General features: G+C 73.2%; 10 protein-coding genes. 2 read left to right on the plus strand and 8 right to left on the minus strand.

What is annotated here, in order from left to right; genetic code table 11:
• Nucleotides 1-7: 7 nt before the first annotated feature.
• The 8 genes from ACIP9D_RS14405 to ACIP9D_RS14440 form a co-directional block, all read right to left on the minus strand.
• On the minus strand, nt 8-1,492 hold the full coding sequence (locus ACIP9D_RS14405) for a sugar transferase (protein ID WP_350871902.1): 1,485 nt from the start codon (nt 1,490-1,492) through the stop codon (nt 8-10).
• Nucleotides 1,493-1,708: 216 nt separating this feature from the next.
• A complete protein-coding gene (locus ACIP9D_RS14410; protein ID WP_350871901.1) occupies nt 1,709-3,466 on the minus strand; it encodes a substrate-binding domain-containing protein in 1,758 nt (585 codons plus the stop codon).
• A gap of 154 nt (nt 3,467-3,620) precedes the next feature.
• Entirely contained in the window at nt 3,621-4,658 is a 1,038-nt protein-coding gene (locus ACIP9D_RS14415) for a lactonase family protein (RefSeq protein WP_350871900.1), read from the minus strand.
• Between the two features lie 176 nt (nt 4,659-4,834).
• Nucleotides 4,835-5,437, minus strand: a complete 603-nt coding sequence (locus tag ACIP9D_RS14420; protein WP_350871898.1) for an ATP/GTP-binding protein — start codon at nt 5,435-5,437, stop codon at nt 4,835-4,837.
• Complete coding sequence (locus tag ACIP9D_RS14425; RefSeq protein WP_350871897.1) at nt 5,418-5,804, minus strand: DUF742 domain-containing protein; 387 nt, start codon at nt 5,802-5,804, stop codon at nt 5,418-5,420. Before ACIP9D_RS14425 ends, ACIP9D_RS14420 begins: the two co-directional genes overlap by 20 nt.
• Nucleotides 5,794-6,216, minus strand: coding sequence for a roadblock/LC7 domain-containing protein (locus ACIP9D_RS14430; RefSeq protein WP_350871895.1), 423 nt, complete (start codon nt 6,214-6,216; stop codon nt 5,794-5,796). The genes ACIP9D_RS14425 and ACIP9D_RS14430 overlap by 11 nt, the downstream gene beginning before the upstream one ends.
• Nucleotides 6,216-8,627: a nitrate- and nitrite sensing domain-containing protein gene (locus ACIP9D_RS14435; protein WP_350871893.1), complete on the minus strand. Its 2,412-nt coding sequence runs from the start codon at nt 8,625-8,627 to the stop codon at nt 6,216-6,218. The genes ACIP9D_RS14430 and ACIP9D_RS14435 overlap by 1 nt, the downstream gene beginning before the upstream one ends.
• 238 nt (nt 8,628-8,865) lie before the next feature.
• Nucleotides 8,866-10,356 carry a catalase gene (locus ACIP9D_RS14440; protein WP_350871891.1) on the minus strand — a complete coding sequence of 497 codons (1,491 nt, stop codon included), beginning with the start codon at nt 10,354-10,356 and terminating at the stop codon, nt 8,866-8,868.
• A 255-nt stretch (nt 10,357-10,611) separates the two neighbouring features.
• Between ACIP9D_RS14440 and ACIP9D_RS14445 the strand changes: the two genes are divergently transcribed.
• The gene (locus ACIP9D_RS14445) at nt 10,612-11,211 is read left to right on the plus strand and encodes a hypothetical protein (RefSeq protein WP_350871889.1); all 600 of its coding nucleotides are present in this window, start codon (nt 10,612-10,614) and stop codon (nt 11,209-11,211) included.
• A gap of 12 nt (nt 11,212-11,223) precedes the next feature.
• The gene (locus ACIP9D_RS14450; RefSeq protein WP_400449972.1) at nt 11,224-12,270 is read left to right on the plus strand and encodes a hypothetical protein; all 1,047 of its coding nucleotides are present in this window, start codon (nt 11,224-11,226) and stop codon (nt 12,268-12,270) included.
• The last annotated feature ends 105 nt before the right edge of the window (nt 12,271-12,375 follow it).

A 12,375-nucleotide genomic window follows, 5' to 3' on the forward strand; every position in this document is an offset into this window, starting at 1 on the left:
GTCGAGGTCAGTAGGCGCCGCGGCTGTTGAGCACCGCGCCGAAGGTCTTCCAGAGGATGGTGAGGTCGGCGGCGAGAGACCAGTTCTCCACGTAGTAGAGGTCGAGCCGGATGCCGTCCTCCCAGCTGAGGTCGGAGCGGCCGCTGACCTGCCAGAGCCCGGTCATGCCCGGCTTCACCAGCAGCCGCCGGGCCACGTCGCCGTCGTAGCGGGCCACCTCGGACGGCAGCGGCGGGCGGGGGCCGACCAGGCTCATCTGGCCGAGCAGGACATTGACCAGCTGCGGCAACTCGTCCAGCGACCACTTGCGCAGCAGCCGGCCGACCCGGGTGACCCGCGGGTCGTCGCGCATCTTGAACATCAGGCCGTCGGTCTCGTTGCGGGCGACCAGCTCGGCCAGCAGCTCGTCCGCGTTGACCACCATGGTGCGGAACTTCCAGACGCCGAACTCGCGCCCACCCTGGCCGACCCGGGTCTGGCGGAAGATCACCGGCCCCCGGCTGCCCAGCCGGATGGCCAACGCGACGGCCGCGAGCAGCGGCAGCAGCAGCGTCAGCGCCACCGTGGCGGCGGCGCGGTCGACGAACCCCTTGACGAGCTTGCGGACGCCCCGGAACTCGGGGGCCTCGACGTGGATCAGCGGCAGCCCGGCGACCGGCCGGGTGTGGATCCGGGGCCCCGCGACGTCGGTCAGCGCGGGCGCCACCACCAGGTCGATGCCGGTCCCCTCGAGCTGCCAGCCGAGCCGGCGCAGCCGGGTGCCGGTCAGCTCGCCGGACGCGGTGACCGCGACGGTGTCCGCGCCGATCGCGGTGGCCGCCTCCGGGATGCCCCGGAACGACCCGACCACCGGCACGTCGCCCAGGCGCTGCGCCACCGGCGCCAGCAGCGCGTCCGGGATGCATGCCCCGACCACCTGGTAGCCGGCGTACGGCTCGCGGCGCAGGGTGTGCACCAGCTCCAGCACGTGTGCGGTGTCGCCGACCACCAGCACCTTGCGCGACCAGCCGCTGCCCTTGGACCGGGCCCGGTGCAGCCGCTTACGCGCGGCGAACCGGGCCACCTCGAGACCGACCGTGCCGAGCGCGAAGGAGATGCCCAGGAAGCCCCGGGAGACGCCCACGTCGGCGATGTAACCGACGATGGCGATCCCGCCGGCGAGGCGCAGGCTCGCCATGCTGACCCGGCGGTACTCGTCGGCGCCGTAACCGATCACCCGGTCGTCGTAGCAGCCGAGCGCCTTGAGCGAGACCAGCCAGGCGAGCACCAGCCCCGGGGCGACCAGCACGTACGGGATCTTCGACCCGCTCGGTTCCTCGTTGCCGAAGCGGGCCAGGTAGCCCACCAGCAGCGCGACGGTCAGGACGGTGGTGTCCAGCACCACGAGGACTCGGACGTAGGCCCGCTCGTCGGCGCGCGCCACGAGGCCAGACGGGGTGCCGTCCAGCTTCGACGGCGTCCTGGCGGGGGTCAGCAGCGTAGCCGAGGTCACCAGCCCTCCCACTTCGCTCAGGACGGCCCAGGTCGACGATCGGACCCGAGGTGGGCCGAGGACGCCGGGGATACGTCGACATCCTGCACCGACAACTATGGTCGCCGATTGCTTCCGACGTATTGCCGTCACTTTTCCCGAGCCCGGCGCTCACGAAAAGGGCCCGCCGTACCGGATCCAGCGGTACGACGGGCCCCTCTTCGACTGTTCGACCAGTCAGCGCGGCGCCGGTGGCCGCAACGCGATGGCCTTGAGGAAGATGCCGCCGATCTCGGTCGGGTTCTTGGTGACGAAGCTGCCACCGCCGGTGACGTTCGTGATCGAGTCCAGCTCCGCCTTGCTGACGCCCTCACCGATACCGATGATGATGACCTGCACCGGCCGTTCCGGGTCGGCGACCCGCTTCAACTCGGAGAGCAGCTTCTGCTGGCTGATGCCGTTGTCGTCCTCGTTCTTGCCGTCGGTGAAGAGGACCACCGAGTTCACCCGGCCGGCCTGCCAGTCCCGCTGCACCTCCTGGTAGGCGGCGAGCATGGTGTCGTAGAGGCCGGTGTTGCCGTCCGAGGGCCGGATGGTGCTGAGCGCCGACTCGAGCTTGTCGCGCTGGCCGGAGAGCGGTGCGATTGGGACGAGTTGCTTGTAGTCCCGGTTGCCGACCAGCTTGGTGGAGAACGTCCAGAGCCCGATCGACCAGGAGTCGTCGAAGAGACTGAGGCCGCGCCGGGCCGCCTCGACGGTGACCTCCTCGCGGGTGCGGTTGTTGGCGGTCGGCACCTCGTCCTTCATCGAGCCGGAGACGTCGATGACGGCGAGCATCCGGCCGGTCTGGGTGGCGATCGACCAGCTGGAGACGACCCGGTCGATCGCGACCGGGTCGAGCCCACCCGCTGCGGCGCCGCCGTTGGCCGGCGCGCTGGACGGGCCGCCGGCCGGGCTCGGCGCACCCTGCGGCGCCTTGAACCCGTCGCCCCAGTTGCCGTCCGGGGCGCGCAGCGACTGGGCGGCGAGCCGGTCCCGGAAGCCGCTCGTGGTGAGCACCTCGTAGAGCACCCGAGCCGCCGAGGCCTTGGCCGGCTCGATTCCGGGCAGCACCGCGTACGGGTAGTCCAGCGGCGCCGGCGCCGGCTCGAGGTAGAGCGCGGCCAGCGCGACCGGCGGCTTCTTGCTGTTGTACGCGATGACGTCCTCTTCGGAGAGCGCCGCCGCGCCCAACCCGTTCGCGATCGCCGTCGGGTCGGCGGCGGTCGGGAACCGGGCCAGCAGGTCGTTGCGCAGCGCCGAGCGCCCGGTCGCCAACGCGCGCAGCGCGCCGATGGTGGACCGCTGGGAGTCGCCACCGGCCGCGCTGGCCGCCGCGGTCAGCGACATCAGGCCGGAGAGGCCGGCCGCGTCACGGGTGGGTTCGACGATCCCGGTACGCAAGGGCTTGCTGCTGTTGACCTGCTTGAGCAGATCGCTCCAGCCCAGCTTCGCGTCCGGCCAGCCGATCCGGTCGGCGATCGGCTCGGGCATCGCGACGACCACCGGGCTGCGCGCGATCGAGGCGCCGTTGGTCGGCGCGAACGCGGTCGCTTCCTTCTTCAGCCGCAGCAGCCAGGTCGAGGAGTCCGGGATCCAGACGTCGGGGGTGACCGCGGTGCCGCTGGCCTGACCCACGCCGGCCAGGATGGCGCCGTGCTTGGCGGCGACCACGGCGGCGACGTCGACCGGGTCCGAGGCCGAGACATTGACCTTGATGCAGGTGCCGCCGACCGCGGCGCCGTCCTCGGCCCACCGCCCCGCGGCGGCGTCCACCGCGGGCGCGAGTTCGGAGGCCACTGCGACGGAGAGCTGGATCTCGCCGGAACAGGAGGGTTGAACGAGCTCCCGATATCCGAACCAGGCTCCCGCCGTCACGGCGACGAGCGCCGTCGCCGAAGCGGCGGCGGCGAGTCCACGGAGCTTTGAACGCATGCGATGGCGGCCTGCTGACACGGTGACCATCTTGCGTATCAAGTCGCGTAACTGCCACAACCGTTCGGGTTAAAGTTACGGAGGAGATACAGTTGATCGCTATTTGGCTACGGCAAGTGACGGCTTGGCCTCATCGCGTGGCGACGAAGATCCATCAGCCGTGTGGCGCGGCGACTCAGGGCAGGACACAGGTCGGGCTCGGCACCGGCACCGGCTCGCCGACCGCCGCGGGCACGCCACTGTCGGGATCGACGCGGAACACCCGGATCATGTCGGCCCGCTCGTCGGCGACGTAGAGGTGCTCGCCGATCAGCGCGAAGTGCCGCGGCCACTCGCCGTCGGTGTCCACTTCGGCCGTCAGCTCCGGCTGCTCCCCGCGCAGGTCGAAGACCGCGATCGTGCCGACCCCCCGATTGGCGACGTAGAGGAAGCGGCCGTCCGGCCGCACCGTGACCTCCGACGGCTGCACGTGCCCCGGCCGCCCGCTCGCGTCGACCCGGCCGCGCTGGTGCAGCGACCCGTCGGCGGTCAGCTCGTACTCGGTGACCGTCGCGTCCAGCTCGCCGACCAGATAGCAGCGCCGGCCGTCGGGATGCCGGGCCAGGTGCCGCGGCCCCGCGCCGGCTGCCGTCCGCACCCGTGGGGCGCGGGGCACCAGCCGGCCGGTCGCCGCGTCCAGGTCGTACCGGTAGACCGAGTCGGTGCCCAGGTCGACCGCGAGCAGCGGCCCGCCGGCCGGGTCCGGGCTGACCATGTGCGCGTGGGCCCGTTCCTGGCGGTCCGGGTCGGGCCCGTGCCCCTCGTGCACCACCAGGTCGCTGCGCTCGCCGGGTACGCCCTGCCGGTCCAGCGGAAAGACCGCCACGCTGCCCCCGGCGTAGTTGGCCGCGACGAGATGACCGCCGGTCGGCACGACGGCGAGGTGGCAGGGCTCGGCACCACCGGTCGGCCGGCTGCCCAGCGGCGTCAGCTCACCGTCGGGTCCGACCCGCCAGGCGCTCACCTCGCCGTCGGGCAGTTCGTTCACCGCGTACAGCACGGGCAGGGTGGGGTGGCGGGCGAGGAACGACGGCGACGCGGTCAGCGCGACGGTGCCCAGCGGGGTCAGCGCGCCGGACGCCGGGTCGCGCCGGGCGGCCAGCACACCGGTCCCCCGCCCACCGCTCTGCGCTGTGTAGCACCCGATGTGGACGACCTCGCTCCGACCGCTCACCACTACCGCCCTCCGCCGACTCCTGCGTCAGATCCAACCAGAGGGTTGCCCACGAACCCGCCCGGTTAGCCCTCCCGGTACGGCTGACTTCGGCCTCGCCCCGGTGCGGCCCGCGCGGCCCGCCCTCGGGGCGAGCCGCGACCCGTGTCGCGCGGGCGAGGCGTGCGGTGGGCCGGTCAGGCCGCCGGCACCGGCTCGCCCCGCTGCCGGGCCACATGCTCGACCAGCGAGATCAGCACCAGCTTGCCGGACTGCCGCTCCCGTGCGTCGCAGAGCACCAGTGGCACGTGCGGGTCGAGGTCCAGCGCCTGGCGTACGGTCTCCAGGTCGAACCGGCGGGCGTCGTCGAAGCAGTTCACCCCCACCACGAACGGGATGCCCCGCTGCTCGAAGTAGTCGATCGAGGGGAAGCAGTCGGCCAGCCGGCGGGTGTCGGCGAGCACCACCGCACCGAGCGCGCCGAAGGCCAACTCGTCCCAGAGGAACCAGAACCGATCCTGCCCCGGGGTGCCGAAGAGGTAGAGCTGGAGGTCGTCGTTGATGGTGATCCGGCCGAAGTCCATCGCCACCGTGGTGGTGGACTTCCCCTCCACCCCGGAGAGATCGTCGGTGCCGACCCCGGCGCCGGTCAGGATCTCCTCGGTCTGCAACGGCCGGACCTCGCTCAACGCGCTCACCAGCGTCGTCTTGCCGGCGCCGAAGCCGCCGGCGACGAGGATCTTCAGAGCCAGCGGAATCCGGGGGCCGGCACCCGTCCGGTCATAGCGCACGGAGTCCACTGACCACCGCCTTGAGGATGTCGTCGTGCGGAAGGTGAGCTGCGGTCGGTGGCTCGTGCACCGCGACCAGCCCACGAGCCAGCAGGTCGCCGAGGAGCACCCGGACCACGCCGACCGCGAGGTCCAGCTCGGCCGCCAGCTCCGCCACCGGAACCGGCCGGTGGGCGAGCTCGACCAGGCGCCGGTGCTCGGGCGGCAGCTGCGGGTCGGCGGCGTCCGTGGGCGACCCGGCCAGCACGAACGCGACCAGGTCGAAGCCGTCGGCGGCGGAGCGGACCCGGCCGCCGGTGAGGGTGTAGGGGCGGACGACCGGGCCGGCGGCGTCGTCCAGCCACTCGTGCTGCGGCCCGGGCGGCTCAGTCCGCATCGACGGCACCCGCCGTCGACCGGGCCGGCGCACTGAGGTTCTCGCCCACCCGGATGACCAGCATCGCCATCTCGTACGCCACCAGGCCGATGTCCGCGTCGGCGTCGCTCACCACGGCCAGGCAGGCGCCCTGCCCGGCGGCCGTGACGAAGAGGTACGCCGACTCCATCTCCACCACCGTCTGCCGCACCGGACCGCCGTCCACGTGCCGGCTCGCGCCCCGGGCCAGGCTGGCGAAGCCGGAGGCCAGGGCGCAGAGGTGCTCGGCGTCGGCGCGGTCCAGCTCGGCGGAGGCACCGAGCAGCAGACCGTCGCCGGAGAGCACCACCGCCTCGCGGGCGGCCGGTACCCGTTGCACCAGGTCGTCGAGCAGCCAGTCGAGATCGGCGCTCTGCTTCGTCGATTGCCGCACTAGGCGTCCCTCTCTGTCTCGGTCGGGGGTTCGGGTGCCGCCGCGGCGTCGGACGGCGGAGGCGGGGCGTCCTCGGGTGGCACCGGGCCGGCCCCGTCGGGCACGGGACCCGGGCGGGCCGCCTCGGCGGCCTGACGCCCCCGGATGGTGCCGGACTGCAACGCCGACATCATCCGGCGCACCTCCTCCGGCGGCCGTGGGGTCGGCGTGTCGCTGGCGGGATGTCGGGGGCGGGCGGCCGGCGGGCGCCGGCGGACCCGACGCGGCAGGCCGTCGATCTCGCCCGCGGTCTCCGGGGTGGGCGGGGCGGGCTCCTCCGCCGGATCGTCCGGGGCCAGCGCACCCGTCGGCCCGGCAGAGCCACCGCGCGGCGGCACCGGCGCGGACCGGCCGATGGCCGGCGGGCCGTCGGCCGCACCGCGGCGCGCCGTGCGGGGCCGGGGCACGGTGCCGCGCCGCGCGCCGCGGGTCAACCGCCGGTCCGGTCGTCCCGGTCCGCGACCGGGGGCGTCCAGGCCGGCCAGCGCCGGCTCCTCGGTGATCAGGTCGGTGGGCAGCAGCACCACCGCGATCACCCCACCCGCCTCGGACCGGCGCAGGCTCACCCGCACCGCGTGCCGGGCCGCCAACCGGGCCACCACGAACAGACCGAGCCGGGCGCTCTCGGCGGGGTCGAACTCGGGCGAGCGGGTCAGCCGGCGGTTGGCGTCGGCCAGCGCCGCGTCCGACATGCCCAGGCCGCGATCGGTGATCTCCAGCGCGTAGCCGTTGGCCACCCGCTCGCCGGAGACGACGACCCGGGTGCCCGGCGGGGAGAACGCGGTGGCGTTCTCGATCAGCTCGGCGAGCAGGTGGATCAGGTCGCCGACCGCGCGCCCGAGCACGCCCGCGGGCTGCGCGGCGGTGATGTCCACCCGGTCGTACGCCTCGACCTCCGAGATCGCCCCGCGCACCAGGTCGACCATCGCGACCGGATTGCGCCACCCCCGGCCGGGCGCGGCACCGGCCAGGATGACCAGGTCCTCGGCGTGCCGGCGGAGCCGCGTGGCCAGGTGGTCCACCTGGAACAGCTCGGCCAGCTCGTCCGGGTCCTCGGTGCCCCGCTCCATCCGGTCCAGCAGGGCGAGCTGCCGGTGCACCAGGCCCTGGCTGCGCCGGGCGATGTTGAGGAAGACCTCGTTGAGTCCCCGTCGCAGGGTGACCTCGTCCACCGCCGCCCGGACCGCGGTCCGCTGCACCTCGGTGAACGCCCGGCCCACCTGGCCGATCTCGTCGTCGCCGTACTCCAGCGCGGGCGCCTCCCGGGCCACGTCGACGTGCTCGCCCCGGCGCAGCCGGGTCACCACGTCGGGCAGCCGGTGCTCGGCCAGCTCCAGAGCGGCGCTGCGTACCCCGGTGAGCCGGCGGGCCAGCGAGCGGCCGACCTTCACCGCGACCAGCACCGACACCACGACGGCGACCAGCCCGAGCACCCCCGCGGCGGCGAGCCGGACGAGGATGCGGACCGCGGTCGGCACCGAGCGGTCGGTCAGCCCGTCGGCCGCGGCCAGCTCGAACTCGCGCAGCTGTTGCTGGACCGCGTCGTAGCTGGCCTGCCAGCCGGCCGGGTCGACCGGTGGCGAGGCCGAGCGGTCGGCGGCGACCAGGCTGTCCTGCATCGACTGGAGCCGGACGAAGGCCTCCCCCTCGGTCAGCCGCTGGTACGCCGCCCGGTCCGCCGCCGGCAGGTCGGCCACCGCGTCCCCGGCGAGGAACCGCTGGTTGCCGATGATCTGCACCAGTTGGGCATGCTCGCCCGCGGCGAACCGGCCGGCGGTCAACGCGCCGGCCAGCAGGGCGTCGGCCTGCCCGAGCAGTTCCCGGGAGCGACCGAGCGCGGTCACCGCCAGGGCCTCCCGGTTGAGGTCCGGCTCGGGCAGCGCCGCCATCCCGGCGAACGTCTGGAACGCCGAGGAGATCATTCCGGTGTAGAGGCCGAAGGCGCCGGCGCGGTCCAGTTTCCGCTGGTCGATGAAGTCGCGACCGGAGGGCAGCGCGTCCAGGCCGGTCACCAGCCGCTCGATCCGGGCCTCCAGCGGCCCGTCGGCGGCCTCCCGCAACGCCTCACCCGCCGCCCGGCGACGCAGCTCGTCGATCGCCTGGTCGGTACGCTGCCGCTGCTCGGCCAGGGCGGGCAGCGGCCCGTCGCCGGCGAGCTGCACGACGGTGAGCCGCCGTTCGCGTTGCAGCTCGGCGACGACCGCCTCGCCGGGACGGCCCAGGTCGTAGAGGAAGGTCCGCGCGGCGAGCAGGTCGAGGGCCGGCCCGAAGGTGAGGGTTGTGGCGAAGATCCAGAGCGCCAGCAGCGCGGTGACCGGCACCACGACCAACGCCGTCAGCTTCGAGCGGATCGGCCAGTCGCGCGTTTTCATCGGACCTCGCCCGGACGTGTGGCAGGAGGGGCTCCGGCGACGGCCGGGCAGCGCTCCCACCGGGGCAGTCTCCCGGCATCGGGCGCCGGGCACCGGCACGGGCGCCTTGGGAAGGATACGTAATCCCGGGCGGATGCACTACCGCCCGTTGCGACTACCACGACGCTCCGGTGTGGACCCCCCGCCAAGCCGGGCGCCCCACCGGTGGTGACCGACGGGACGCCCGAGGCTGGGTCGATCAGGCGTTGACAGGGATGCCGAGCCCGTCGGCGATCCGCCGGCCGTACTGCTCGTCGCACTGGCTGAGGTGCCAGACCATCTTCTCCTGGATGTGCTTGTCACACTGACCCAGCAGGTTGATCAGGTTCTGCACCAGGTCGTTCCGCTCCCACGCGGGCATGGTGCGGAACCGCTCGCCCGCCTGGGCGTAGTTGTTCTGTCGCTCGAGCGGCGCGCGCATGACCTGCCCGGAGACGAACGGGCGGTACTCCCGGTACGACTCGTCGGCCTGCTCCAGGCCGGCCACCGACGACGGCTCGAAGTTGATGTGCGGGTTACCGCCCCGGTTGTCCACCCGGTACGACATCTGGCCACCGTCCTGGTTCGTGTTGACCTGGACGTCCTCGCGCGGCGCGTTGATCGGCAGCTGAAGGTAGTTCGGGCCGACCCGGTAGCGCTGCGTATCCGAGTAGGAGAAGGTCCGCCCGACCAGCATCTTGTCGTCGGAGAAGTCGAGGCCGTCGACCAGCACGCCGGTGCCGAACGCGAGCTGCTCGTTCTCGTTGTGGAAGTTGGTGACGTTGCGGTTGAGCGTCATCACGCCGACCGGGCGGAGCGGGAACGCGTCCTCGGGCCAGGTCTTGGTGTCGTCGAGCGGGTCGAAGTCCAGCTCCGGGTGCTCGTCGTCGCTCATGATCTGCACGTTGAGATCCCACTGCGGGTAATCGCCGCGCTCGATCGCCTCGTAGAGGTCCTTCGAGGCGTGGCCCAGCTCGGTGGCCTGGATCGCCGCGGCCTGCTCCTCGGTCAACGACTCGACGCCCTGCCGCGACTTCCAGTGGTACTTGACCAGGACGCCCACGCCGGCGGCGTCGACCAGCCGGTAGGTGTTCACCCCGAAGCCGTCCTGGGTGCGGTAGTTCGCCGGGATGCCGCGCGGGCTGAACAGCCAGGTCAGCATGTGCATCGACTCGGGCGTGTTCGACATGAAGTCGAAGATCCGGTTCGGCTCCTGGCGGAAGGTGACCGGGTCCGGCTTCAGCGCGTGGATCACGTCCGGGAACTTGATCGCGTCGCGGATGAAGAAGACCGGCAGGTTGTTGCCGACCAGGTCCCAGTTGCCGTCCTCGGTGCGGAACTTCACCGCGAAGCCACGCGGGTCACGGGTGGCCTCGGAGGAGTCCCGCCCGCCGATGACCGTGGAGAACCGGACGGTCACCGGGGTCTTCCCGCCCTTGGTCTGGAAGAGCTTGGCCCGGGTGTACGCCGAGGCCGGCTCGTCACCGATCGTCCCGTACGCCTCGAACTCGCCGTGCGCCACGAAGCCGCGGGCATGCACCACCCGCTCCGGGATGCGCTCCCGGTCGAAGTGGCTGATCTTTTCGAGGAAGTGGTAGTTCTCCAGCGTCGCCGGACCACGCGAGCCGACCGTCCGCTGCTGCTGGTTGTTGTGCACCGGGTGACCCTGACGGGTCGTGAGGACCGGCTTGCTGCCCTGCGGGTCGCGCATCGCTCTCCTCCTGATGGGGTTTCGCCTGCTGAGGCCCGGGTCGTGGTGGGTGTCGACAGATCGCCCCGGGGCGGGCCCGGCCGGCACCGTCCCAGCCAAGCGCGTTTTCTGGAATGAGTCAAGTTTTGGCGGTCGATGATGCGGTCCGCCGAGGCACCCACTCGGACCGCTCCCGGCCGGATCGCGCAGGAAAGTGCCCCGGATCGGGATTGGCGATCAGTGACCCGAGGGAATACCGGTGGCGAAGGAGGAGCCATGTCGCCCACGCAGATAATCGTCATCGTCATCGTCGTACTGGTGATCGCCGCGTTGGCCGCCGCCGGGTGGACGCTGGCCCGGCGCAGGTCGCTGCGCAGCCGGTTCGGTCCGGAGTACGACCGGGTGGTCGCCGAGCAGGACAGCCGCGGCGCCGCCGAGCGCGAGCTGCGGGACCGGGAGCGTCGGCACGCCGAGCTCACGCTCACCCCGCTCGACCCGGAGTCCCGGGCCCGCTACGCCGCCGCCTGGGAGGAACTCCAGGTCCGCTTCATCGACTCCCCGGCCGAAACCGTGGGCGACGCGGACGAACTGGTCACCCGGCTGATCGCGGAGCGGGGTTACCCCACCGGTGACTTCTCGGACCAGATCGCTCATCTCTCCGTCGAGCACGCCCGCACGCTGACCCACTACCGGGACGCACACGAGATCCACCTGCGCAACACCCGCGGCGAGGCGAGCACCGAGGAGTTGCGGCAGGCCGTGGTGCACTACCGGGCCCTCTTCGCGGACCTGCTCGGCGAGGAGCCGGTGGGGCACCAGCCGCCGGAGCAGCGCCACCCGGACACGGACACGCCGCACGACGTCACGAGCCGCTGAGGAGGCCACCGCATGCGCCAGGAGAAGCAGCAGGTGAACGACCACCCCGAGGCCGTCCGATCCCATCCGGTGCCGGTGCCGGGCGCCGACGACCGGAGCGGGCCGGCGGAGGTGCCGGAGGACGCGCTGGACGACCGCGGCACCTTCGACGACCCGGCGGTCGCCGGTGACGCCGACCGGACCGAGTACGCCGAACGCGCCGACGAGTCCGGCCGGCGGCCAGGCCCGGACGACGACGAACGGGTCGTCCGGGCGGCCGAGCGGGACGCCGACGAGGGCGGCTTCCACGACCCCGGCCCGGTGCCGACCACCTTCGGCGCCCCCACCGTGGGCGGGGCGGTCGCCGCGTCCGCCCTGGCCAGCCCCCGCCCCGAGGACGAACCGGATCCCCGGGACGAGCGCACCGCCTGGCCGGGCGACGGCGCCGAGGAGGGCGAGCGGGAAGGGTTGCGCGCCGACCCGACCGCGGAGCTGCACCGGCGCGACGGCGAGCCGGAGGTCGGGTCCCGCGACAGTGCGGACCTCAACGAGTCGCCGGATCGTGCCGCCCCGGCGCCCGGCGTCGGTGACGGCGACGCCGAGCGCCGGGGCGATCTGACCCCGCTGGGCGGCGACCCGGGCGCGGGTGCCGCCGGCGCGGCCGGCTACGGCAGCGCGGCGCCCCGGATGGTCGACCCGGACGCGGTCTCCCCGGACGCCGATCCGGCCGCCGCCGGGGCGAGCACCACCGCGACCGGCGACCTCGCGGCCGCCGGAACCTCCCGCCCGGCCGGTTCGACCGTGGCAGCCGAGCCGGCGACCCTCTTCGACGCGGAGATCGCGCAGGGCTTCCGGGACCGCTGGCGGGACGTCCAACTCCGTTTCGTCGACGACCCGCGGGCGGCAGCCGGCGAGGCCCAGGCGCTGGTCGAGGAGGCCATCCAGGCCCTCTCCTCGGCGTTGGCGGCGCAGCGGACCAGCCTCGGCGGATGGCAGCAGGCTGGCTCCGCGGACACCGAGGAACTGCGGATGGCGGTCCGCGGCTACCGGGACTTCCTGGACCGGGTACTCGGCCGCTGACCGATCACGACGGGCGCCCCGGCCATCTGGCCGGGGCGCCCACGTGTGTCCGCGTCACCCGATCGGGTGACGCCATCCGGGGCGTGCCGAGCCGTCCGCGGCGGA

Origin of the sequence: Micromonospora sp. NPDC093243 (assembly GCF_044753725.1) — a bacterium.
GTDB lineage: Bacteria > Actinomycetota > Actinomycetes > Mycobacteriales > Micromonosporaceae > Micromonospora.